Origin of the sequence: Nocardioides sp. (assembly GCF_044226305.1) — a bacterium.
Lineage (GTDB): Bacteria > Actinomycetota > Actinomycetes > Propionibacteriales > Nocardioidaceae > Nocardioides.
The window spans coordinates 373,080-395,438 of record NZ_JBGAHF010000002.1; the positions used below are offsets into that span (position 1 = coordinate 373,080).

A 22,359-nucleotide genomic window follows, 5' to 3' on the forward strand; every position below is an offset into this window, starting at 1 on the left:
CAGCGGCGCCGTTCGTGCGTGCGGCCCCGGGACGTCATCCGACGTGGCTGCCCCCGCGACCGGATCGCATGACATCCCGGCGACGGCGGCCTCAACCATCGCGGCACCCCAGGCGCTCCGATACTGGTGAGGCCGACGAAGGGGGCAGGCGTGCGGGACGCGGAGCAGTTCGCGCAGTTCGTGAGCGAGCGGTCGCCCGTCCTGATCCGGGCCGCCTGGCTGCTGACCGGCGACTGGCACCTCGCCCAGGACCTGGTCCAGGTCTCGCTGGAGAAGTCGTGGCCGCGGTGGGGCCGCGGGGTCGAGCACCCCGAGGCCTACGTGCGTCGGGTGATGCTGACGACCTACCTCTCCTGGCGCCGGCGGCGCTGGACCGGCGAGGTCCCGACGGCGTCGGTGCCCGAGCAGGCGACCGGCTCCGAGCGGACCGACCTGAGGCTCGCCCTGCTCGCGGCGCTCGCCACCCTGCCGCCGCGGCAGCGGGCGGTGCTGGTGCTGCGGTACTTCGAGGACCTCTCGGTCCAGGAGGCCGCCGACGCCCTCGGTTGCTCGGTCGGGACGGTCAAGTCGCACGCCTCCCGCGGTCTCGAACAGCTCCGACGAACGCCCGGCCTCGCCGAGGCACTGGGAGAGGAGGCCCGTGATGGCCGTTGAGGACCAGGTCCGCGAGCTGATGCACGCCGTGACGCCGTACCCGCCGGTCGGCCTGGACGGCGAGGCCGTCGCCCGCTCGGCACGCCGACGGCACCGGCGCCGGGTCGCCCTCGTGACGCTGCCGGCGGTCGCCGTGGTGACCGCGCTCGTCCTCGGCGGTACGGCGATGCTCGGTCGGTCCCACCACCCCCGGTCCGAGGCCCCGGCGGACGGGGCGCCGCGCTGGCACCGGATCGCGGACCTGCCGCTCTCGCCGCGCTACCTCCCGCTCACGGTGTGGACCGGCGAGGAGGCCCTCGTGATCGGTGGCCTCGACGCCACGAGCGTCGGGCCCGGCCGGCCACCGACGACCCTGGCGGACGGGGCGGCGTACGACCCGGCAGCCGACAGCTGGCGCGCGATCGCACCGGCTCCGGAGGACCTCGCCGGCTCCGGCGACGACGCCACCGCCCTCGCCGGTCGCACGCTCGTCGTCGCCCACGACGGCGACCTGCTCGCCTACGACCTCGACCAGGACCGTTGGCGCCGACTGCCGGCCCCGCCGCAGCAGGTCCCGCTCGCGACCATGGCCACGCAGGACGGCCTGGTCTACCTCCTGGACGTCAACGACCGGGGTGGCGCGCACGACCCGGTCCAGGTGCTCGACCCGGGCACCGAGACCTGGTCCGCGCTCCCGCCCGGTCCCGACCTCCCCGACGGGGTGCTGCGCACCCTCGTGTCGACGCCCGCCGGGCTCGTCGCCATGGGCGACGGGCTGGACGCGGCGAGCGCGGCCCGGTGGGACGGTTCGCGCTGGACCACCTACCCGCCGACCGACCTCCGCGGCTCCTTCTGGCACTGGACCGGCGACCGGGTGGTGTCGGGCTGGGTGACCTCCGACGAGTCCGAGACGCAGTCCGCGGCCCTCGACCCGGGCACCGGGACCTGGTCGGCGCTCCCGTGGCTGCCCCTCGACCACCCGACGACGCTGTGGGACGGCGGCCGGCCGCCCGCCGACGGACCGCTGGTCTTCTCCAACAGCACGGTGTACGACGACGCCGACGGCTCGTTCACGGACGTCGAGCCTCCCGAGCCGACCCTCACCTCCCCCGGTCTCCTCCTCGCCGGACGCACCCTCCTCGCGTTCGGGGGCTACGTCCCGGCCGCCGGGCAGGAGCACGCCGAGGTGAAGCGGGTGCAGACGACCTCGCACGCCTGGGAGGTCGAGATCCCGGACGAGGGCTGACCGGTGTCAGGACCGCCGCCGGGCCAGCACCGGCCGCAGCAGCAGGGCGACGACGAGGACGCCACCGCCGATCAGGCCCCACCAGACGGCGTCGTCCCGGGTGGCGGCGAGCAGGTCGTCGGGCGGCTCGGGCGCGGTGGCGGTCGTCGAGCCGCGCGAGGTGGCGACGGTCCGCTCGACCTCGCCGCTCCGGGACGGGTCGAGCGGCCGGGTCAGCGCCTCCAGCGGTTGCACCACGCCGGCACCGACCAGCGGGGACCGCAGGTCGGTCGTCCCGTTGGCCGTGCCGACCAGCCGCGCGACGACCTGCGCGTCGTTCTCGTCGGGGTAGCGCTGCCACAGCAGGGCGAGCACCCCGCTCACCTCGGCCGCCGCCCACGAGGTGGCCAGCGGCTCGAGCACGCACGGCCGGCCGTCGAGCCCGTAGGACACCGCGTCGAAGGTCGGTACGGCGACCGTGGTGCGGCTGTTCTCGACGACGAACTGCGTCACGTCGGTCGCACCCGACCCGTCGGCGGTCGACGACACGCTGACCACCCCGGGGTAGCTGGTCGGGTAGAGGATCCCGGCCGCGTCCTCGCCCGGGCCGGCCTTCTCGTCCGCGAAGTCCTCGTCGAAGGGTGCGCCCTCCTCCGGCCGGTTGCCGGCCGCCGCCACCAGCACCACGTGGGCCCGGCGGACCGCACGGACCGCCCGCTCCAGCCGTGGCGACGGGTCGACGGCCAATGACACGTTGGCCACCTTGATCCGCAGCTCCCGGGCGTGCGCGGCCACCCACTCCAGCCCCGCGGCCAGCCGGTCCGGTGTGAGCGTCTCACCGTCCTCGGCGTCCTCCCCGTCGTAGACCTTGACGTCGACGACCTCCGCCTGCGGCGCGATGCCGACGGCGGTGCCGTCCTCGCGCGGGTCACCGGCGACGAGCCCGGCGACCGCGGTGCCGTGGTAGTAGGTCACCGCGGTGCGTCCGGTCACCGAGTGCCGGGCGACCACCGGCACGTGCGGGCCGGCGACGCCCGAGTCCAGCACCGCGACCCGCACCGGCGGCCCGGCCGGCGCGGTCCGCTCGACGAGGAGCTGGGCCCGCCGCACGTCGAGCTGGGCGAGCGGCCCGCTGTCGAAGGTCACCGTGTCGGGGGCCGAGTCGGCGCTCACGCTGCTGCACAGCGGGTTCTCCGCGGCCGCGGGTGCGGCCACGCCACCGACCAGGGCGCTCCCCGCGACCAGGGCGAGCGCCAGCGCGGTCAGCCGCACCCCGAGCCCTCCGGCTCGGTGGGCGGCTGCAGCGCCGCCTCCTGCGAGAGCACCACGCCGCACCGGAACAGCTCCAGCCAGCTGTCGGGGACGACCGGCACCGGGACGTCGGCGTACCCCAACAGGGACGCGGCCTCGGAGCCGGCCAGCGGGTCGGCGCGGCCCTTCGCGTCGACGAGGTACGGCGCCGCGCCGGCCGCCACGCCGGACCAGCCCCCCGAGAGCACGACGGCGCCCCGGCCGGGGTCGACCACCGGGTCCTTCTCGTCCTTGCCGAGGCTGCCGACCGCCGACGAGTCGCCCGGGCTCGCCAGCTCGGCGACCGGCGCCTCCCCGCGCTCGGCGGTCAGCCGGGCGCAGGGGTCTGTGGCGAGGGCGTCGGGCAGGTCGGCGGGCCAGTGCGTGTCGGTGAGGAAGGTGTCGTCGCCGCTGCGCACCGCCGGGGCGCTGCTGACCTCGATCGGGCGGGCGACCTCGCCGCCGGGCAGCACGACGTCGAGGTAGACCTGGGCCGCGAAGTCCGGGAGCTGCACCGGCCCGGAGCGGGTGACGAGGCGGTAGGTGCCGTCCGCGGTCTCGAGGACGTCCCCGACCTTCGCCCGGGCCGCGTCACCGGGCAGCGGGACGTCCGGGGCGTCGCCGAACCCGTCGAGGTCGAAGGCGCTCCAGTCCAGCGGCGCACCGACCGGGAACAGGTCGATCCACTCGCGCGGCACCCGCACCGCGTTGCCGGTCGGTGCGAGCTGCAGCTGCTGGAGGAGGTTGTCGGTCTGGTCGACGCCGGGGGCCGTCTGCTCGGGAACGGGGTAGACGTAGAAGCCGCCGGCGCCCGGTCCGGCCGGGTCGGACTGCGCGACGACGTAGTACTGCCCGTCGTTCACCACGGTCAGGCCCTGCCCGGGCGCGGCGGTCACGTCGGGCGACTCGGCGACCCGCACCCGGATGCCGTGCTCGTCGGCCGTGCACGCCGTCCACCCGGTGTCGATGAGCAGCGACGCGGTCGGCACGCTCGCCGGGGCACCGAAGATCCCGATGTCGTCGCCGATCTGCTGGCCGTCGATCGTGTCCTGCGAGATCAGGGTCGGCTCGGCGTCGTCGCCGAGGATCAGCTTCGCCGACGTCGTGTTGATGACCGGCCGGAGCTCGTCCTGGTCGGCCTCGAGGATGACGTACGCCGCGCCGGTCTCCTTGGAGATGATCAGGCCCGGCTGGTTCCAGTCGTCGGGGGTGCGCGGCGCGAAGACGCCCGCGATCGCCGCCCCCGCGGCGAGCAGGACCGCCAGCGCGACGCCCCCGACGATCGTGCGGCCCGGACGCGCCGGCTCCACCTCGCGCCCGCCCGGTGCACCGGAGACGAACGCGGTCACCAGCCGGCGCCGGCTGAACGAGTACGCCTCGACGAGGTCCTTCTTGGTGGCCAAGCCGCTAGCCCCGGATCGCGGAGAACACGCCGACGGCGAGGACCAGCAGCGGGAGCAGGGCGAGCAGGGCGACCGACTCCGCGAGGTCGCCGAGCCGGCCGCGGCGCACCGACGGGGTGCTCGGCAGCATCGTGACGGCGAGCAGCACCGCGCCGCTCGCGGCGAGGACGACGGCGACCGTCGGACGCCAGTCGGGGTGCAGCCACAGCGTGGCGACCCCGGTGGAGACGAGGCCGACGATGCCGGAGACGAGGCCGACGAGGACCTCCGAGCGGGTGCGGTACTGCCGGGTCCGCAGCATCACCACGAGGCAGCACGCGACGGCGAGCAGGGTGCCGGCGACGCCGAGCGATACCGCGAGCGGCGCGATCAGCGCGAGCAGCAGCCCGACGGTCGCGGAGACCGCGACCAGGATCTCGTGGGCCATCCGCGCGTCGGCGCCGACCCGCGCGGGGTCCACCGGCCGGGGCTCGGCGGTGATGTCGGCGGTGCTGTAGAGCTGGTCGACCGAGGTGGCCGTCGCCCCGAGCGCGAGCCAGGGGAACAGGCTGCCGGCCACCACGACCAGGACCAGCGCGATCGTGAGCACGACGGCGGGGTCGAACGCGGCCGCCTGGAGGACGAACCCGGTCGCGGCGAAGACCGCACCGACCACGACGGGCGGGATGACGAGCGCCCGGCCCTCGCCGAGGCCGAGCAGGCAGACCAGGCCGGCGACCATCGCGCCGGCCCCGGCGGCCGCCACCGGCAGCCCGAGGAACGGGTCGTCCCGGACCAGCATCAGGCCGGCCACGGCGGCGTACAGCGAGGCCATCCAGGCGACCGCCACCGCTGCCTCGGTGTCGCGCTGCGCCCGGGACAGCACGACCGCTCCGGTGACCAGGGCGGCGCTCACCACGGCGGCGGCGACGCCGGCCAGCAGCGAGCCGCGCTGGATCAGGAGGGCGACCGCGCCGAGCGCCATCAGCAGGCCGGCGGCCCACAGGGCGGTACGCCGGCCGGCGCCCGGCTCCCAGGGCGTGAGGTCCTGCTCGACGACGTCGGTCATCGCCTCGACGACGTCGTCGTAGACCCGGGGCGGTCGGTCGTCCACGCCGGCGACGACCGTGAGCAGACCGCCGTCCTCGACGCCCTGGATGACCAGGCCTGCGTCGGTGGCCAGCTCACGACCCTCGGCGGTGACGAGCCGGTAGCCGCCGTAGACCGTCGCCGGGTCCAGCAGCCCGACGCTGCGGGCCAGCTCGGGCACCAGCTCGGCCACCGGCACGGCGCCGGGGAGCACCAGGTCCACGCGCCGGGAGCCCGACGCGACCGTGACCCGCACCAGCCCGGACTGCACCGGCGCCTGGCTCATCTGCCCTCCCCGTGGTTCGCGAAGGGGGCCGGCGCCGGGCGCCGACCCCCTCGATCGATCGTGTGCGTCAGATGTCGAACGAAGCGGCGCCGCGCTGGTCGGCCGCCATGTACTCCTGGTTCGACTGCGAGACGGTGCTGCCCGTCTCCGCGAGCAGCGTCTTCATCTCCAGCATCGCCGCGTCCCACTTCGCCTTGGCGGTCTGGTAGGCCTGCTGGGCGTTACCGGTCCAGTCGCTGCGCAGCGGCGCGAGCTCGGACTCCAGACGGTTGAGGCGGTCGTCGATCTGCTTGACGGTGCGGCCGAGGTCCTCGGCAGCGGTGTCGAGGCCCGCGTGGTTGACGCGAAGTCCGTCGAGGCTCATCTCTGTCACTCCTGTTCCCGAGTCTGGTGACCGCGTCAGCCGAGCCGGCCGGCGAAGCGGTTGTAGTTGGCGGACTGGCTCTCGTCGGTGCTCATGTTGTCGCGCTCGGTCGAGGTCAAGGACGCCTCGAACTCGTTCAGCGCGTTCGTGATCACCTTCTGCTTCTCCGTCCACGCCTGGTGCAGCGCGAAGAACGCGCTCCCGCCGGCGCCGGCCCACTTGCCCTGGAGGCCGGTGATCTGGCCGTCCAGCGTGTTGCTCATCGCGTCGAAGTCGGCCTTCGCGTCGGCCACGAGTCCCGCGGCCCGGGTGAGGGTGCGCTCCCCCTGTCCCATCTCCGGTGCGCCCTGCGACATGTCGCCACTCCTTCCCCCGTCGCGGCCTCGCCGCTCGAGAATCGCGTCTGTTGTGATGGCGATCCGGCAGGGTGTCCTCCCGAGCCGGACAACCTGCGATTACCCGGGGTTCTGACCCGTAAACCTCACGAGCTCAGTTCCCACAGGCTCGCCATCTCCCACAGCTCGCGGAACCAGCCGGAGGCCACGACGAGCGACGCGAGCGCCAGTGCACCGCACAGTCCCTCGGCCACCTCGGCCCGTCGCGACCACCACGCGGAGCGCCAGCCGCGGCCGACGGCGACGGCCACGACCACGAGGAGGGCGCCTGCCGCGAGCGCCCCCAGCGCCACCCCGCCGGGGCCGCGGACGCCGCCGGAGCCGCCGATGACGCGCAGCAGCGCGACGGCGAGGGCGACCCAGCAGGCGAGGCCGGCGACGCGCAGCTGTGCGCGGGCCGCGGGGTGCCGGTAGCTGCGGCCGGCGAGCAAAAGCGCGGCGCCGGCGAAGAGGAGCAGGCAGCGGGCGCCGATGCGGTCGATCGCGAGGGTGGCGGTCGCCAGCAGCAGCGGCGCGGAGACGACGACGAGCACCAGCACCGCGGTCCCGGCGGCGGTCACGAGCCGGGCACCGCGCCCGGCGACCGTCGCCACGGCGCCGAGCGGCACCACCGAGCGGCCGCGCTTGCCGGGCGGCTGGGTGCGCGCGGACCAGGCGGTGACCGCGAGCCGCTCGAGGTCGATGAGGTACTGGTCCGGCACGTCGACCGCCACCGCGGGGACGAACCGCGCCGCGAGCACCGCCACCACCAGGACCACCGACCAGACGACGCGGGGTGGCGCACCGACGAGCGCGCCCAGCCCGGTCACGAGGAAGAGGCCCGCGCCGGCGACGATCCAGACCCGCAGCGCCTCCTCGGCGTGCTCGTCGAGCGCGCGCCCGACGGCGGCCACGAGGGCGGCCGCGAGCCCGGCGACGCCGACCAGCATCGGCAGCCGCTCCGGGACCGGGTCCCAGAGCAGCCCGAACGCCGCGGCGGCGCCGAACGCCGGCGCGACCGCGAGCCGGTGCGCGGCGTGCCGCCCGGCGGGCAGGACGCCGACGACCGCACCGGCGACGAGCAGCAGCAGCGCCGCGGTCCGTGGCGCACCGTCGGCGGCGCTCGCGCCCCAGCCGGCGAGCACGGCGAGGGCCGCGACCCCGGCGAACCACAGCACGCCCAGGCCCGCCCCGGGATCGGGGCCGCGCCGGGCCGGCTGCGCCGACGCCGTACGACGGGTGGCCGGCGCCGGGCCGCCCGCGGTCGCCACGAGGAGGTCGCCGGTGGTGACGCCGGCGCGGGCCAGCGGCAGGTCGGCCGGCAGCAGGGCGCCGGTCCGGGTGTGGAGCTCGGGGACCGGTCCGACCCCCGCCTGGCGCGCGTACTCCTCGGCGACGTCGACGGCGGCCGCGGCGGCCGGCACCACGAGGTCGAGCACGCCGGCCGGCCCGTGCACGGTCACCGCGAGCAGGTCGGGGTGCGCGAGGGTGTCGGCCACGCCGACACTGTCCCCCGTTTCGCAGGCGTCAACCCCGCGGGTCGCGGGTAGGGACAGCACGTGACGACGACGCTCCGCGGCGCCCGGCTGGACGCACCCGAGGTGCCGACCGGCCAGATCGTGCTGCAGCCGCCGCCGCAGCTCGAGCCCAACGAGGGCGCCAGCGGCGTGCTGATGAACGCGATCCCGATGCTCGGCAGCCTGGGCTCGATCGTGCTGGTCGCGACGATGGGCCGCTCGACCGGCGGGCGCGGGTTCATCGCCGCCGGCATGTTCCTCTTCGCGACGCTCGGGTTCATCGTGGTCCAGCTCGACCGGCAGCGGAAGCAGCGCTCGCAGCAGGTGACCGGCTCGCGCACCGAGTACCTGCGCTACCTCGGCAACGTCCGCAAGGTCGCCCGGGAGGCGGCCGACCAGCAGCGCCGGGCCCTGACCTGGCACCACCCGGACCCCGCGTCCCTCCCCGCGCTGGCCGACGAGCGGTCCCGGGTGTGGGAGCACGGACCGTCCGACCCCGACTTCCTGCACGTGCGCTACGGGCTGTGCGCCCAGCCGCTCGCGCTCGAGCTGGTGCCGCCGGAGGGCACGCCCGTCGACCAGGTCGACCCGGCCGCGGCCTCCGCGCTGCACCGGCTGCTGGTCGTGCACCGGCTCCAGCCGGACCTGCCCGCCTCGATCGACCTGCGCGCGTTCGACCGGCTCGAGGTCTGCGGCGCCGAGGAGCCGGCCCGGGCGCTGGCCCGCTCGCTGATCTGCTCGGCCGCCGCGTTCCACTCCCCCGACCACCTGGTCGTCGCGGTCCTGGCCTCGGAGGAGCACCTGGCCCACTGGGACTGGGTGAAGTGGCTGCCGCACGCCCAGAGCGCGCAGCAGTCCGACGCGGTCGGGCCGATGCGGATGGTGTCGACCTCGCTCGCCGACCTCGCCCACCTGCTGCCCCCGGACCTGGGCGACCGACCCCGGTTCGGCGCCGACGAGCGGCCGGCGACCCCGCACCTGCTGCTGGTGATCGACGGCGGGGAGCTGCCGCCCGGCAACCACGTCGTACCGCCCGACGGGCTGCACGGCGTCACCCTGCTCGACCTGCCCGAGCGGTGGGACGAGCTCGAGGACGCCACCCGGCTGCGGATCCAGCTCGAGGGCGACCCCGCCGGCGGCCGGGTCCCGGTGCTGGCCCTGCGGCTGCGCGAGGAGCCGGTGCGGGCCACCGCCGACCAGTGCTCGGTCGCGACGGCCGAGGCGTTCGCCCGCCGGCTCACCCCGCTCCACACGGTGTCCGCCGGCGTCGTCGAGCAGGGCACCGGCGAGATCGCCGGCCCCACCGACTTCATGGACCTGCTCGCGCTCGGCGACGTGCGCTCCTTCGACCCCGGTACGGCGTGGCGACCGCGCCCCGCGCGCGACCGGCTCCGCGTGCCGATCGGGCTCGGCGAGGGCGGGTCCGTCGTCCACCTCGACATCAAGGAGTCCGCCCAGCAGGGCATGGGACCGCACGGCCTGGTGATCGGTGCGACCGGGTCCGGCAAGTCGGAGTTCCTGCGCACGCTCGTGCTCGGCCTCGCACTGACCCACTCCCCCGAGCAGCTCAACATGGTGCTCGTCGACTTCAAGGGCGGCGCGACGTTCGCCGGCATGACCGACCTGCCGCACGTGTCCGCGGTGATCACGAACCTGGCCCAGGAGCTGACGCTCGTCGACCGCATGCAGGACGCCCTGTCCGGGGAGATGGTGCGCCGCCAGGAGCTGTTGCGCGAGGCCGGCAACTTCGCCTCGGTGCGCGACTACGAGAAGGCACGCGCCGCGGGCGAGGACCTGGCCCCGCTCCCGTCGCTGTTCATCGTGGTCGACGAGTTCTCCGAGATGCTCTCGGCCAAGCCGGAGTTCATCGACCTGTTCGTGGCGATCGGCCGGCTCGGCCGCTCGCTCGGCCTGCACCTGCTGCTCGCCTCGCAGCGCCTCGAGGAGGGTCGGCTGCGTGGGCTCGAGTCGCACCTGTCGTACCGCGTGGGCCTGCGCACCTTCAGCGCCGGCGAGTCCCGCACCGTGCTCGGCGTGCCGGACGCCTACGAGCTCCCGGCCGACCCCGGCCTCGGCTACCTCAAGCCGGACCCCACAACGATGCTGCGGTTCAAGGCCGCCTACGTCTCCGGCCCTCCGTCGGGCCGGGTGCGGGTCCGCCGCGACGAGGGCGGCCACGTGCAGGGCATCCTCCCGTTCACGATCTCGGAGGTGCTGTCGCTCGAGCCCGTGGACGCCCCCGAGCCCGAGCCGGTCCCCGTCGAGGCACCCGGCGAGCAGGAGTCGCTGCTCGACATCGCGGTGCGGCAGATGACCGGCTCCGGGCCGGCCGCCCACCAGGTGTGGCTGCCGCCGCTGGACGTCCCCGACACCCTCGACGCGCTCATGCCCGACCTCAACGAGCACCCCGACCTCGGCCTGGTCTCCCCGCGCTGGCGCGGCGGCGGCGGGCTGCGGGTGCCGCTCGGCACCGTCGACCGGCCGCGCGAGCAGCGGCGCGAGACCCTCACCGTCGACCTCAGCGGCGCGGGTGGCCACGTCGCGGTGGTCGGCGGCCCGCGCAGCGGCAAGAGCACCCTGCTGCGCACCGTCGTGACCAGCGTGTCGCTGACGACCACCCCGCAGGAGTCGCAGTTCTACGTGCTCGATTTCGGCGGCGGCACGTTCACGCCGTACGCCGAGCTCCCGCACGTCGCCGGCGTCGGCACCCGCGCCGAGCCCGACGTGGTGCGCCGGATCGTGGCCGAGGTGCAGAACGTCGTCGACCGCCGCGAGGCCTACTTCCGGGCCAACGGCATCGACTCGATCGAGACCTACCGGTCCCGCAGGCGGGAGGGTCGGGTCGACGACGGGTACGGCGACGTGTTCCTCGTCGTCGACGGCTGGAGCACCCTGCGGGCGGACTTCGACGACCTCGAGGTCGACATCCAGCAGCTCGCCTCCCGTGGCCTCACCTTCGGCCTGCACGTGGTGGCCGCGGCCGCCCGCTGGGCCGACTTCCGCGCGGCGATGCGCGACCTGGTCGGCACCCGGCTCGAGCTGCGGCTGGGCGATCCGATGGACTCCGAGATCGACCGGCGGGTCGCGGCGCTGGTGCCCGCCGGCCGGCCGGGGCGGGGCCTCGTCCAGGGCAAGCAGCACTTCCTCGCGGCGCTGCCGCGCATCGACGGGACACCCGACGTGGAGAGCCTGGGCGACGGCGTCGACGACGTCGTCAAGCGGGTCTCCGCGGCCTGGTCCGGGCCGACCGGGCCCAAGCTGCGGCTGCTGCCCGACCGGATCTCACTCGACGAGGTGCGCTCGATTGCGGCGGCCGACGACCGTCGGCTGCTGGTCGGTGTCGACGAGCGGGAGCTGGCCGCCGTCGGCCTCGACGTCGACGCCGAGCCGCACCTGCTGCTCTTCGGGGACGGCCAGTCCGGCAAGAGCTCGGTGCTGCGGGCCTACGCCCAGGAGGTGATGCGGACCCGCACGCCGCAGCAGGCCCAGCTGGTCGTCGTCGACTACCGGCGCTCCCTGCTCGGCGAGGTCCCCGAGGACTACCTCGTCAACTACCTCACCTCCGCCACGCAGGCGCAGCCGGCGCTGCGCGACCTCGCGTCGTACCTCGAGGGCCGGATCCCCGGGCCCGACGTCACGCCCGAGGAGCTGCGCAACCGGTCCTGGTGGAGCGGCGCCGAGGTGTTCGTGCTGGTCGACGACTACGACCTGGTCGCCACCCAGCAGAGCTCACCGGTCGCGGCGCTCCAGCCGCTCCTCCCGCAGGCCCGCGACGTCGGGCTGCACCTGGTCGTCGCCCGCCGCTCCGGCGGTGCGTCCCGGGCGCTCTACGAGCCGGTCGTGCAGTCCCTGCGCGACCTCGCGATGCCCGGCCTGCTGCTCTCCGGCAGCCCCGACGAGGGCCCGCTGCTCGGCACCCAGAAGCCGCAGCCGGCTCCCCCGGGCCGCGGCCGCCTGGTCACCCGCGACCGGGGCGTCGAGGTCGTCCAGATGGCCTGGGCCGAGCCGACGCTGTAGGCCCGCGCCGACAGCGTCGTGCGTGGTGCGGTTTCACCATGGTCCCCAGGGAAGCCGCCACTTCCCACGGCGTGCCCGGCGTGGGAAGTGCAGGTTCACCACGGTCCCATGGTGAACCTGCGACGGCCCGCCTCACACGTGCGTGTGCTCGCCCGGCCCCTTGACCTTGGTGCCCGGCAGGTCGGCCAGGTTGTAGGTGATCTCGAAGGTACGGCGGTAGCCGGTGTGCGCGACCCGCCAGCCGTCCGCGGTGCGCACGTAGCGGTCGTCGTAGAACGCAGCGCCCTCGAGCATGAAGGAGAACGCCGGGACGATCACCTTGTCCTGGAGGTACCACCGCGCCCGCGCCGTGTCGCCCTCGACGGTGATCTCGGGGTGGTGCACCTGGTGCATGGTGAGCATGCCCTCGCCCAGGTTCTCGCGCATGTAGGAGACCAGGGCCGCCCGGTCGTCGAAGACCAGGCCGTTGTAGTCGCCGGTGGCCTCGGGCACGAAGCAGTCCGCGAACTCGTCCCAGGCCTTGGTGTCCAGGGAGCGGAGGTAGCGGTACTTGAGCTGGCTGATCGCGGTGATGTCGTCCACGGAGGTAGAACGTATGCCACCTCCGTGAGGCAGGTCACCGGTTCCGGGAGCGTTGTTGACCTGCTGGTAACACCGGGTCAACCTGCCGGCGACGTGGCTTCGGCACGCTGGAGACCGAAGTCCCCCGCACCCGGGGGACCCGAGACACGGAGGCCGAGATGGACGACCCCACGACGGACACCCCCGACCAGCTCCGCGCCCGACGGGCCGCGCTGCGGCTGCGGCACGCCCAGGCCCTCGCCGCCCTCATGGAGGAGCGCGAGGACCTGCGCGGCGTGCACGCCCTGGCGGACTACTTCGACGACGCCGTCCGCTGGACGGCCTAGCCGCACGCAGCGCCGCCCCGGACCGCGATCCCCGAGGGTGAGCTGGGCCGGGACGGGCCTCGTTACACTCGCCGCGTGATCTTCAAGCGCGTGGGGGTCGGGCGGCCCTATCCCGACCACGAGCTCTCCTCCCGCGCGTGGGCGGCGATCCCGCCGCGCCAGGTCCGCCTCGACCAGCTGGTGACGACCAAGGACACCCTCCAGCTCGCGGCCCTGCTCGACGAGGACTCCACCTTCTACGGCGACCTGTTCGCGCACGTCGTCGAGTGGCAGGGCGAGCTCTACCTCGAGGACGGCCTGCACCGGGCCCTGCGCGCCGCCCTCCAGCAGCGCAACGTGCTGCACGCCCGCGTCCACACGCTGGAGGGATGATGTCGCAGAGCGCCCGGTCGGCCATCACGCTGTCGGTGCTCGCCCTGCTCCTCCTCGTCGCCGCGATCTGGGGATGGTCCGCGGCCACCTCGCCGTTGCCCGCCAAGGTCGACACCCCGCTCTGCGTGACGCGCGCCGTGGCGGCCGGAGACAAGATCTACCCGCAGGACGTCACCGTCAGCGTCTACAACGCCGGCACCCGCGAGGGCCTGGCCGGCCGGGTGATGCAGTCGTTCCAGGACGCCGGGTTCGCCGAGGGCTCCAGCGGCAACGCGACCGGGGCCAAGGTCCCCGTCGTGCAGATCTGGACGGACCAGCCCAAGAGCCCGGCCGTGCTCCTCACCGCGAGCCGGTTGGGCGGCGACGTCGCGATCGAGCGCCGAGACGGCCTCGGCGTGGGCGTGACCGTCGTCGTCGGCGACGGCTTCACCGGGCTCACCAAGGGTCCGGCCGGGATCGTCGTGAAGGAGGACACGGAGATCTGCAGCCCGCCGGTCGCCTAGCGCCGACCCGCCCGGACCGGCCCCGACTAGTTCGTACGCCGCGAGCGCCGGCCGCTCAGCCACTGGGCGAGCCGCCCGTGGGCGCTGATCTGGCGCAGCCGCTCCTCGGTCTGCTCCCGCGACCGGCGCGGGGTGACGACGAGCAGGTCGTCGCCGTGGCGCAGCACGGTCCGCCGCTCGGGCACGATGGTCTCGCCGTCTCGGACGACCAGGGACACCGACGCGCCCCGCGGCAGCCGCAGCTCGCCGACCTCGACGCCGTGCATCTTCGAGACCGGGCTGATCGTGACCTGGAGCAGGTCGGCGGCGATCCGCTCCAGCGGCGCCACCTCCATCTCGAGCCCGCGCGGCTCGGAGCGGCGGGCCACCTTCAGGATCCGCGCCACCGTGGGAAGCGTCGGCCCGGTGAGCAGCGTGTAGACAACCACCATCACGAACACGAGGTCGAAGAGCTCGCTGGCATCCGCGACGCCCTCGGCGAGGGGGATGGTGGCGAGCACGATGGGGACCGCCCCACGCAGCCCCGCCCACGACATGAAACCCAGCTCACGCCAGGGCATGGGCTGCACGATCGAGCTCGCCAGGACCGATACCGGCCGCGCGACGAAGGTCAGGATCAGCCCCGCCGCCAGCGCGTAGCCGACCGTCTCGAGGCTGATGCGCCCCGGGGAGAGGAGCAGCCCCAGCATGACGAACAGCCCGATCTGGGCCAGCCAGGCCAGGCCCTCGGCGAAGGAGCGGATCGCGTTCCGGTGCGGCAGGTCGGCGTTGCCGAGCACCAGCGCGGCGACGTACACGGCCGCGAACCCTGACCCGTGGAGGGCCGCCGCGCCGCCGTACCCGAGCAGGGCCAGGGAGAACACCGCCAGCGGGTAGAGGCCCGAGGACGGGAGGGCCGCGCGGCGCATCAGCCAGGCGCCGCCGAAACCGGCGGCGAGCCCGATCGCGACACCGATCACGAGCTCGTACCCGATGATCCCGACCACGGCGAGCGCCCCGTGCTCCTGCGCGGCGCCCGTGGACACCAGGGTCACCAGGACGACCGTCGGAGCGTCGTTGAGACCGGACTCGGCCTCCAGGGCGCCCGCAAGTCGTCTGGGGAGCGGGACGACGCGTAGCACCGAGAACACCGCAGCCGCGTCCGTCGGGGACGTGACCGCGCCGAGCAGGACGGCGAGCTCCCACGGGAGCCCGAGCAGGTAGTGCGACCCCACGGCGACGACCGCCGCCGAGATCGCGACGCCGACGGTGGCCAGTGAGACACCGATCCGCATCGACGGGCGCATCTCGCGCCAGCTGGCCGTGAGGCCACCTTCGGCCAGGATCACCGCCAAGGCGACGAAGCCGAGCGAGTGGGCGAGCTCGGCATCCTCGAAGGGGATCCCGATCCCCGCCTCACCCAACGCGACGCCCATCAGCAGGTACATCAAGAGGCTGGGCAGGCCGGCCCGCGTGGAGACTCGGACCGCCAGGATGGCCAGCAGGGTGACCGCCGCCGCGATCAGGACGAAGGCATCGAGGTGGTCGACGTCGTACGACACGGGTCACCTCGGCGTTCGTCGGGGCGGCGGGCCCTGAGTCTAGCGATCCGGCGTCGCGCGTTCCGGCCGGCGTCCGCCGTCGCACCGAACTGGAACTTGTTCTAGATTTCAGCCATGAGCTCCCCAGGCACCGCCCTCCCCGAGGTCCTCGACGCGTCCGTGCTCGGCGAGGGCACCGAGCGGTACGACGTCGTGGTGGTCGGCTTCGGGATCGCCGGTGGCTGCGCGGCGCTGGAGGCGGCGCGGGCGGGTGCGCGGGTGCTGCTGCTGGAGCGGGCGGCGGTCCACGGCGGGACGTCGTCGATGTCCGGCGGGCACTTCTACCTCGGTGGCGGCACCGCCGTGCAGCGGGCGACCGGGTGGGAGGACTCGCCCGAGGAGATGTACAAGTACCTCGTCGCCGTGTCCAAGGAGCCCGAGCACGACAAGATCCGGGCCTACTGCGAGGGGTCCGTCGAGCACTTCGACTGGCTGGAGTCCCTCGGCTTCGAGTTCGAGCGCTCCTTCTACCCGGAGAAGGCGGTCATCCAGCCCGGCACCCAGGGTCTGATGTTCACCGGCAACGAGAAGGTCTGGCCGTTCAAGGAGCAGGCGGTCCCGGCGCCGCGCGGGCACAAGGTGCCGGTGCCCGGGGACACCGAGGGCACCCGCATCGTGCTGGACCTGCTGAAGGAGCGGATCGAGGAGGCCGGCGTCGAGGTCCGCTACGAGACGGGCGCCTCGCACCTGGTGGTCGACGGTGCCGGCGCCGTCGTCGGGATCGGGTGGCGGCGCTTCGAGGAGAGCGGGGTCGTCGCGGCCGGTGCGGTCGTCCTGGCCGCCGGCGGCTTCGTGATGAACCCGGACATGGTCGCCGAGTACACGCCCGCGCTCGGCTCCAAGCTGTTCACCCTCGGCTCGACCTACGACGACGGCCTCGGCATCCGGCTCGGCCGGTCGGTCGGCGCGCAGCTCAAGCACATGGAGGAGCCGTTCATCACCGCGCCCTTCTACCCGCCGTCGATCCTGCTGACCGGACTGATCGTCAACAGCGAGGGCAAGCGCTTCGTGGCCGAGGACAGCTACCACTCGCGGACCTCGCAGTTCGTGATGGAGCAGCCCGGCTCGGCGGCGTACCTCATCGTCGACAGCGAGCACGGCGAGCTCGCGAGCTACTCCATGCTGGTGCCGATGATCGACGCCTTCGACACGATCGAGGAGCTCGAGAAGGAGCTCGGCCTGCCGAGCGGGTCGGTGCAGCAGACGCTCGACCGCTACAACGAGCACGCGGCCCGCGGCGAGGACCCCGACCTCCACAAGTCGCCGGAGTGGCTGGCCCCCCAGGACACCGGCCCGTGGGCGGCCTTCGACCTGCGGCTCGGCCATGCGCTCTACGCCGGGTTCACCCTCGGGGGGATCCGGGTCACCGTCGACGGCCAGGCCCAGCGCCCGGACGGCTCGGTCATCGACGGCCTGTACGCCGCCGGCGCCTGCGCGTCGAACATCGCCCAGGACGGCAAGGGCTACTGCTCCGGCACCCAGCTCGGCGAGGGCTCGTTCTTCGGCCGACGGGCTGGGCTCGCGGCCGCCCGCCGCCCGTAGGCTCGCCCCATGACGGGCAGGTACGAGGTCGCCAGCCGGGCGAACGTGCCGCCGTTCCACGTGATGGACCTGCTGGCGGCGGCGAGCCAGCGCCAGCGCACGCACGGCGACCTGCTCAACCTGCTCGCCGGCCAGCCGTCGACCGGCGCGCCGGCGCCGGTGCGCGAGGAGGCGAAGCGCCTGCTCGACTCCGGCGACCCGCTCGGCTACACCCCGGCCGCCGGGGTGCTCGAGCTGCGCGAGGCGATCGCCCGCCACCACCGGCGCACGCACGGCATCGACGTGCACCCCGACGAGGTCGTCGTCACGACCGGCAGCAGCGGCGGGTTCCTGCTGGCGTTCCTCGCCGCCTTCGAGGTCGGCGACCGGGTGGCGATGGCCCGGCCGGGCTACCCCTGCTACCGCAACGTCCTGGCCGCGCTCGGCTGCGAGGTGGTGGAGATCCCGACCGGCCCGGAGACGCGGTTCCAGCCGACCGTCGAGCAGGTCGCGGCGCTGCAGCACTCGGGGGCCGGCCTGAAGGGCCTCGTCGTCGCCAGCCCCGCCAACCCGACCGGCACCATGCTGCTGCCGAGCGAGCTCGCCGCGCTCGCGGCGTACTGCGAGGCCGAGCGGATCCAGCTGATCAGCGACGAGATCTACCACGGCATCGAGTACGCACCGCTGCTCGACGGCGGCGACCACCTGGCCCGCAGCGCCTGGGAGACCAGCCGCGAGGCGGTCGTCTTCTCCAGCTTCTCCAAGTACTTCTCGATGACCGGCTGGCGGATCGGCTGGATGCTGGTGCCCGACCGGCTCCGCCGCGCGACCGACGTGCTCACCGGCAACTTCACGATCTGCCCGCCGGTGCTCGCGCAGTGGGCCTGCCTGGCGGCGTTCAGCGACGCGTCGTACGACGAGCTCGACGGGCACGTCCGCCGGTACGCCGGCAACCGCGCGCTGCTGCTCGACGGGCTCGCCCGCCTCGGGGTGACCCGGATGGCGCCGGCCGACGGCGCGTTCTACGTCTACGCCGACGTCGGGCACCTGACGGACGACACGATGGCCTTCTGCCACGAGGTGCTGGCACGCACCGGGGTCGCGATGGCACCCGGGATCGACTTCGACACCGTCGACGGCGGCCGGTCCGTGCGGCTCAGCTTCGCCGGCCCGGGCGCCGACATCGAGGCGGCGCTCGAGCGGCTCTCCACAGTGCTCGACCACTGAGGTTTCTCCACAGCGACCGGGCGGTGACCCTGCCGCCATGTGGGGAGACACGGCGACCATCCGGGCCCTGGCGGGCCGGCTCCGAGAACGCGCCGACGAGGTCCGCGACCTCGCGGCGCGCCTGTCCGCGGCTGCGCGGGAGGTGGCCTGGCAGGGCGTCGCCGCCGACGCCATGCGCCGCCACGTCGAGGGGCGGGTGGTCGCGCTGCTGCGCACCGCGCGCCTGCACGAGGACGCCGCCGAGGCGCTCGAGCAGCACGCCGCCCGGGTCGACGCGGCGCTCGACCTGCTGACCCTCCCGCTGCACGTGGTGGAGGAGCTGCGATGAACGACCCGACCATCACCCACGTCTCCGGCGGCCGGGTCGGGCTGGCGGCGACCTTCGCGGCCGTCCGGGCCCTGGCCGCCACCTTCGACCTCGCCGCCGAGCAGCTGCGCGAGTGGGCCGGCCTCGGCGTGCGCACGACGACCGATCCCGCCCTCGTCCTCTCGGCGCCGCTCTCGCCGGTCACCTACGGCCTCGCCGAGGCGACGGTGCTGGCCGCGACGACCGGCCCGGACGGCGTGCTCGCCGCGTCCCTGGCCTGGGAGCGTGACGCGGTGCTGGTCCGCGAGGCCGTCGCCCTGCTCGAGGCGGGCGACGAGCGGGTCCGCTCCTGGTTGCTGCGGCTCGACGACGCCCTGGTCGAGCACGCCTTCGGCCTGACCGACCCGCCCCGGCACGCCGGCCTCGCGGCCCTCGCCTACGGCTCCGACGGGCACCCGGTCGTCCACCGGACCGGCGTCCCGGTCCCCGGCTCCGGCTCGCAGCCCGGCGACCTCGGCGAGCTCGTCGGCCACCTCCAGCACGTCGCGGCGCTCTCCGTCGGACCCGACTCCCCGCACAACGGGACGATCGAGGTGCAGACCCTCGACGGGGGCACCGACCGGGCCCGCCACATCGTCTACCTGCCCGGCACCGACGACATGACCACGCTGCCGTGGACCCAGGACGACGACGTCCGCGACCTCGGCACCGACCTGCGGACGATGGGCGGCGAGCACAACAGCTACCAGGAGGGCGTGCTGCGGGCGATGGCGGAGGCCGGCGTCGGGCCGCGCGACCCGGTGCTGCTGGTCGGGCACTCGCTCGGCGGGATGACCGCTGCGGCGATCCTCGCGCAGGGCAGCCGGTTCCACGTCACCCACGTGGTGACGGCCGGCTCGCCGACCGCTCAGGTGCCGGGGTTCCCCGCGGGCTCCCACGTGCTCTCGCTCGAGCACGAGGGCGACGTCGTGCCCCTCACCGACGGGGCGCCGAACCCCGCCTCGGTGGAGCAGGTGACGGTCACCTTCCGCGACGAGGGTGGGGCCGACGGCATCGTCGGCGACCACGACTACTGGCACTACGTGAACGGCGCGGCGGCCGCCGACGCGTCCGCCGACCCGGCGGTCGCCGAGCAGCTCAGGAGCCTGCAGCAGCAGGGCTTCCTCGCCGGGCACGGCGCACCTCCGGCGACCGTCACCAGCCAGGTCTTCACGGTGGCCCGGGCACCCTGACCGGCGTTTCGCGGGTTGACGGCCGGGGAAAGCGACGGTCCCACGCACCGACGATCTCGGAGGAGGTGCTTCGTGTACGGCGAGTCCGACGTGATCCGCCAGCGGGTCGCCGAGCTCCGCGACCAGGGGGCGGACCTCCGCGCGATGGCCGACCACCTCGTGGCCCGCACCGAGGCCGTCGGCTGGACCGGGCGGGCCGCCGATGCCCTCGCCGTCCGGGTCCGGGACCGGGCCGCTCGACTGCGGGCGGTCGCCGCACGGCACGAGACGGCGGCGGACTCCCTCGACACGCACTTGCGCGCGGTCGACCGGCTCAAGGAGGCCATCGAGACCGCCGAGCGCGGGGCGAGCCGGTTGGCGACCGGCTCCGCGTCGTTCTCCCCGCCTCCTCCCGGTCACAAGGCCTGGCTCACGGTCCACCTGCCGGGCCGCTGACGGGCCGGCCATGGTGACCATCGACCTCGGCCCGGCGCCACCCGCGCCGACCGGCCTGCTCGGCGACCTGCCGCGCCGGCTCTCGCTCACCCGACCGGAGCTGCGGCTCGTCGCCGAGCAGGCGGGCGGGGCGCCGCTGCCCTTCGAGCCGGTCGACGACACGCTGCCGGCCCGCCTGCACGAGCCGCGCGCGTCGTTGGCCCGCCGGGGCCTGCTCGTCGACACCGTGCTCGACGAGGGACTGCTCGGCGCGGTCGGGCTGCTGGCGAGCCCGGAGGTGGCCGTCGACCTCGACGTCGGCGCCGGGTCCGCCCAGGTCCGGGCCTGGCACCGGCAGCGCGGTGGCGCCGTCGCCGCGCTGGCGACCGGCGACGGCGTGGTCTTCGAGCTCGCCTGGTTCCCGGTGGAGCGCTGGGCCGACGAGCTCGCCCGCGCCGCGGTCGTGCCCGAGGGCGTCGCGGGCGGCCGCTCCGACGTGCCCGACCTGGTCGAGCTGCCCTACGGCCTCGTCGACGCGGCGGCCGAGGTCGCGCGCCCCGACCGGGACGGGCTGCTCAGCGCCCTGGCCGCCCAGCACGGCGTCGGGCTGGAGGTGGTGCCGGTGCTCGCGGCGCTCGCCGCCGAGACCCGCGGCCGGCTGCGCGCCCTGGTCGCGGACGTGTCGACCGAGCAGGCCGCGGTCGTCGGCGTCGTGTCGTGGGTGCTCCTCGCCGACGGGTGGCGCGCGCTGCGGTCGCACCGGGCCGCGACCGGTGACCGGGTGGAGGTCCGCCGGGTCGGGCCGGCCGACCTCGCCGCGCAGCTCGCCCCGGTCCTGGCGGAGGTGCGGGCGTGGGCGTGACGGACCGCTACGCGGACCTGCTGCTGCTCGCCGACCTCCTCGACAGCTGTGGCCGCGAGATGCGCACCCGGGCGGCGCTCGGCGAGCAGGTGCTGGGTGACCCGGCGGTGCACGAGTCCGCGGAGCTCGCACCCGGCACCTACGAGCGCTTCGACGAGGACGTGCGCGCGGCCATGACGGGCGAGCAGGGCCTGCTGGCCCGGTCGGGAGAGCTCGACGCAGACGCGCTCGCCGTGCGTGCCACCGTCGCCACCTACCGCTGGATCGACGAGCTGCAGGCCGCCGCCGCGCGCACCCTCGGCGCCATCGCCGGACGGGCCGTCGGCTACCTCGCGCCGCAGGTGGCGCTCGGCGGCGCCGTCGTCTCGGCCGGCCTGATCGAGACCGACGTCCTGGACCGCGACGACGTGGCGGCCTACCTCGACGAGCTGGTCGCGGCGAACCCCGAGCTCCTCGAGCACGCCGCCGGAGGTGGCGGCCTGCTCGACGGCCTGCTGCTGCGGTCGCTGCTGACGACCGGCGAGACCTCGCCGGCAGCTGCCCGCACCGGCCTGCGCCAGGTCGGTGCCGAGCCCTTCGACGCCGACCTCGGCCCCGCCCTGCGCGACGTCGCCGCACCCGTGGTCGACGACCCGCCTCCGACCGGAACCGGAGCCGGGGACCGGGCCCGCCCCGACGGCCGGTTCGCCGGGATGGCCGACCTGGTGGCGGCCCTGCTCAGCGCCTCGGCGCCGGTCACCGTGCGGGAGGTCGGGCCGTCCCGCTACGTCGCGCTGCTGCCCGGACCCGACGCCGGCGCGGGTCCGCTGCGGCTCGTGGTGGCGACCACACGCCGTACGCCGACCGGGCGGCGACCGCGATCGCGGACCTCGTCGGGCCCGGGGCCTCGGTGCTGCTGGTCGGCCGCGGCCAGGGCGGCGCCGCCGCGGTCGACGTCGCGTCACGACCCGACGTGCCGTTCTCGGTCGACCAGGTCGTGACGGCCGGAGCGCCGACCACCCCGGGACCCCTGCCGGCGCGGCTGCGGGTGCTCGCGCTCGAGGACCGCGCCGATCCGGTCGCCCTGCTCGCGCCACCGCCCGCCGGCGGCTCCGACGACCTGCTGACCGTCATCTTCGACAGCGGCGGCGAGGACGGCGCAGCGTCGTACGTCGCCGGCGGCCGGGCCGTGGACGCCGCCGAGCACCCCGAGCTGCGGCGTCAGCTCGGCCGGCTGCGGCAGCTGGGCTACCTGCGCTGACCGCAGGACGACCTCG

Annotated in this window: 22 protein-coding genes; 14 read left to right on the forward strand and 8 right to left on the reverse strand. The window is 74.9% G+C overall.

Annotation, left to right across the window (positions count from 1 at the left end; translation table 11 throughout):
* The first annotated feature begins 150 nt into the window (after positions 1 to 150).
* The gene (locus ACILQ5_RS03885; RefSeq protein ID WP_395656651.1) at positions 151 to 654 is read left to right on the forward strand and encodes a SigE family RNA polymerase sigma factor; all 504 of its coding nucleotides are present in this window, start codon (positions 151 to 153) and stop codon (positions 652 to 654) included.
* A complete protein-coding gene (locus ACILQ5_RS03890) occupies positions 644 to 1,879 on the forward strand; it encodes a hypothetical protein (RefSeq protein ID WP_395656652.1) in 1,236 nt (411 codons plus the stop codon). Before ACILQ5_RS03885 ends, ACILQ5_RS03890 begins: the two co-directional genes overlap by 11 nt.
* 6 nt (positions 1,880 to 1,885) lie before the next feature.
* Here the strand turns inward: ACILQ5_RS03890 and ACILQ5_RS03895 are convergent, their stop codons facing one another.
* The 6 genes from ACILQ5_RS03895 to ACILQ5_RS03920 all read right to left on the reverse strand — a co-directional run bounded on the left by ACILQ5_RS03895 (position 1,886) and on the right by ACILQ5_RS03920 (position 8,142).
* Positions 1,886 to 3,130, reverse strand: coding sequence for a S8 family serine peptidase (locus tag ACILQ5_RS03895; protein ID WP_395656653.1), 1,245 nt, complete (start codon positions 3,128 to 3,130; stop codon positions 1,886 to 1,888).
* The gene (eccB, locus tag ACILQ5_RS03900) at positions 3,121 to 4,551 is read right to left on the reverse strand and encodes a type VII secretion protein EccB (RefSeq protein ID WP_395656654.1); all 1,431 of its coding nucleotides are present in this window, start codon (positions 4,549 to 4,551) and stop codon (positions 3,121 to 3,123) included. Before eccB ends, ACILQ5_RS03895 begins: the two co-directional genes overlap by 10 nt.
* A gap of 4 nt (positions 4,552 to 4,555) precedes the next feature.
* On the reverse strand, positions 4,556 to 5,905 hold the full coding sequence (eccD, locus tag ACILQ5_RS03905; RefSeq protein ID WP_395656655.1) for a type VII secretion integral membrane protein EccD: 1,350 nt from the start codon (positions 5,903 to 5,905) through the stop codon (positions 4,556 to 4,558).
* Positions 5,906 to 5,972: 67 nt separating this feature from the next.
* A complete protein-coding gene (locus ACILQ5_RS03910) occupies positions 5,973 to 6,269 on the reverse strand; it encodes a WXG100 family type VII secretion target (RefSeq protein WP_395656656.1) in 297 nt (98 codons plus the stop codon).
* Between the two features lie 35 nt (positions 6,270 to 6,304).
* Positions 6,305 to 6,625 carry a WXG100 family type VII secretion target gene (locus tag ACILQ5_RS03915; RefSeq protein ID WP_395656657.1) on the reverse strand — a complete coding sequence of 107 codons (321 nt, stop codon included), beginning with the start codon at positions 6,623 to 6,625 and terminating at the stop codon, positions 6,305 to 6,307.
* Between the two features lie 125 nt (positions 6,626 to 6,750).
* Entirely contained in the window at positions 6,751 to 8,142 is a 1,392-nt protein-coding gene (locus tag ACILQ5_RS03920) for a hypothetical protein (RefSeq protein WP_395656658.1), read from the reverse strand.
* A gap of 60 nt (positions 8,143 to 8,202) precedes the next feature.
* On the opposite strand from ACILQ5_RS03920, the gene eccCa reads away from it, so the two are divergent.
* Positions 8,203 to 12,177 (forward strand): type VII secretion protein EccCa, encoded by a 3,975-nt coding sequence (gene eccCa, locus ACILQ5_RS03925; RefSeq protein ID WP_395656659.1) that lies wholly within the window; start codon positions 8,203 to 8,205, stop codon positions 12,175 to 12,177.
* A 132-nt stretch (positions 12,178 to 12,309) separates the two neighbouring features.
* Here eccCa and ACILQ5_RS03930 read toward each other — a convergent pair whose 3' ends face one another.
* Positions 12,310 to 12,759 carry a nuclear transport factor 2 family protein gene (locus ACILQ5_RS03930; protein WP_395656660.1) on the reverse strand — a complete coding sequence of 150 codons (450 nt, stop codon included), beginning with the start codon at positions 12,757 to 12,759 and terminating at the stop codon, positions 12,310 to 12,312.
* Between the two features lie 158 nt (positions 12,760 to 12,917).
* On the opposite strand from ACILQ5_RS03930, the gene ACILQ5_RS03935 reads away from it, so the two are divergent.
* From ACILQ5_RS03935 to ACILQ5_RS03945, 3 genes are all read left to right on the forward strand, one after another.
* A complete protein-coding gene (locus ACILQ5_RS03935) occupies positions 12,918 to 13,085 on the forward strand; it encodes a hypothetical protein (RefSeq protein ID WP_395656661.1) in 168 nt (55 codons plus the stop codon).
* Between the two features lie 75 nt (positions 13,086 to 13,160).
* A complete protein-coding gene (locus tag ACILQ5_RS03940; RefSeq protein ID WP_395656662.1) occupies positions 13,161 to 13,457 on the forward strand; it encodes a type II toxin-antitoxin system VapB family antitoxin in 297 nt (98 codons plus the stop codon).
* On the forward strand, positions 13,454 to 13,960 hold the full coding sequence (locus tag ACILQ5_RS03945; RefSeq protein WP_395656663.1) for a LytR C-terminal domain-containing protein: 507 nt from the start codon (positions 13,454 to 13,456) through the stop codon (positions 13,958 to 13,960). Before ACILQ5_RS03940 ends, ACILQ5_RS03945 begins: the two co-directional genes overlap by 4 nt.
* 26 nt (positions 13,961 to 13,986) lie before the next feature.
* Here ACILQ5_RS03945 and ACILQ5_RS03950 read toward each other — a convergent pair whose 3' ends face one another.
* Positions 13,987 to 15,501, reverse strand: a complete 1,515-nt coding sequence (locus ACILQ5_RS03950; protein ID WP_395656664.1) for a potassium/proton antiporter — start codon at positions 15,499 to 15,501, stop codon at positions 13,987 to 13,989.
* Positions 15,502 to 15,615: 114 nt separating this feature from the next.
* On the opposite strand from ACILQ5_RS03950, the gene ACILQ5_RS03955 reads away from it, so the two are divergent.
* The 8 genes from ACILQ5_RS03955 (at position 15,616) to ACILQ5_RS03990 (ending at position 22,343) form a co-directional block, all read left to right on the forward strand.
* Positions 15,616 to 17,082: an FAD-binding protein gene (locus ACILQ5_RS03955; protein WP_395656665.1), complete on the forward strand. Its 1,467-nt coding sequence runs from the start codon at positions 15,616 to 15,618 to the stop codon at positions 17,080 to 17,082.
* 9 nt (positions 17,083 to 17,091) lie between these two features.
* Positions 17,092 to 18,288 carry a pyridoxal phosphate-dependent aminotransferase gene (locus ACILQ5_RS03960; protein WP_395656666.1) on the forward strand — a complete coding sequence of 399 codons (1,197 nt, stop codon included), beginning with the start codon at positions 17,092 to 17,094 and terminating at the stop codon, positions 18,286 to 18,288.
* A gap of 37 nt (positions 18,289 to 18,325) precedes the next feature.
* Complete coding sequence (locus ACILQ5_RS03965) at positions 18,326 to 18,616, forward strand: hypothetical protein (RefSeq protein ID WP_395656667.1); 291 nt, start codon at positions 18,326 to 18,328, stop codon at positions 18,614 to 18,616.
* The gene (locus ACILQ5_RS03970; protein ID WP_395656668.1) at positions 18,613 to 19,827 is read left to right on the forward strand and encodes a hypothetical protein; all 1,215 of its coding nucleotides are present in this window, start codon (positions 18,613 to 18,615) and stop codon (positions 19,825 to 19,827) included. The genes ACILQ5_RS03965 and ACILQ5_RS03970 overlap by 4 nt, the downstream gene beginning before the upstream one ends.
* Before the next feature lie 72 nt (positions 19,828 to 19,899).
* Positions 19,900 to 20,262: a hypothetical protein gene (locus ACILQ5_RS03975; RefSeq protein ID WP_395656669.1), complete on the forward strand. Its 363-nt coding sequence runs from the start codon at positions 19,900 to 19,902 to the stop codon at positions 20,260 to 20,262.
* 10 nt (positions 20,263 to 20,272) lie between these two features.
* On the forward strand, positions 20,273 to 21,103 hold the full coding sequence (locus ACILQ5_RS03980) for a hypothetical protein (protein ID WP_395656670.1): 831 nt from the start codon (positions 20,273 to 20,275) through the stop codon (positions 21,101 to 21,103).
* Positions 21,094 to 22,083: a hypothetical protein gene (locus ACILQ5_RS03985; protein ID WP_395656671.1), complete on the forward strand. Its 990-nt coding sequence runs from the start codon at positions 21,094 to 21,096 to the stop codon at positions 22,081 to 22,083. The genes ACILQ5_RS03980 and ACILQ5_RS03985 overlap by 10 nt, the downstream gene beginning before the upstream one ends.
* The gene (locus ACILQ5_RS03990; RefSeq protein WP_395656672.1) at positions 22,056 to 22,343 is read left to right on the forward strand and encodes a hypothetical protein; all 288 of its coding nucleotides are present in this window, start codon (positions 22,056 to 22,058) and stop codon (positions 22,341 to 22,343) included. The genes ACILQ5_RS03985 and ACILQ5_RS03990 overlap by 28 nt, the downstream gene beginning before the upstream one ends.
* The last annotated feature ends 16 nt before the right edge of the window (positions 22,344 to 22,359 follow it).

Coding starts and splice junctions, on each gene's coding strand:
- ACILQ5_RS03910 (WP_395656656.1), bottom strand. CDS start 6,269: ATGAGCCTCGACGGACTTCGCGTCAACCACGCGGGCCTCGACACCGCT.
- ACILQ5_RS03890 (WP_395656652.1), top strand. CDS start 644: ATGGCCGTTGAGGACCAGGTCCGCGAGCTGATGCACGCCGTGACGCCG.
- ACILQ5_RS03915 (WP_395656657.1), bottom strand. CDS start 6,625: ATGTCGCAGGGCGCACCGGAGATGGGACAGGGGGAGCGCACCCTCACC.
- ACILQ5_RS03980 (WP_395656670.1), top strand. CDS start 20,273: ATGGTGACCATCGACCTCGGCCCGGCGCCACCCGCGCCGACCGGCCTG.
- eccD (WP_395656655.1), bottom strand. CDS start 5,905: ATGAGCCAGGCGCCGGTGCAGTCCGGGCTGGTGCGGGTCACGGTCGCG.
- ACILQ5_RS03960 (WP_395656666.1), top strand. CDS start 17,092: ATGACGGGCAGGTACGAGGTCGCCAGCCGGGCGAACGTGCCGCCGTTC.
- ACILQ5_RS03935 (WP_395656661.1), top strand. CDS start 12,918: ATGGACGACCCCACGACGGACACCCCCGACCAGCTCCGCGCCCGACGG.
- ACILQ5_RS03945 (WP_395656663.1), top strand. CDS start 13,454: ATGATGTCGCAGAGCGCCCGGTCGGCCATCACGCTGTCGGTGCTCGCC.
- ACILQ5_RS03970 (WP_395656668.1), top strand. CDS start 18,613: ATGAACGACCCGACCATCACCCACGTCTCCGGCGGCCGGGTCGGGCTG.
- ACILQ5_RS03965 (WP_395656667.1), top strand. CDS start 18,326: ATGTGGGGAGACACGGCGACCATCCGGGCCCTGGCGGGCCGGCTCCGA.
- ACILQ5_RS03955 (WP_395656665.1), top strand. CDS start 15,616: ATGAGCTCCCCAGGCACCGCCCTCCCCGAGGTCCTCGACGCGTCCGTG.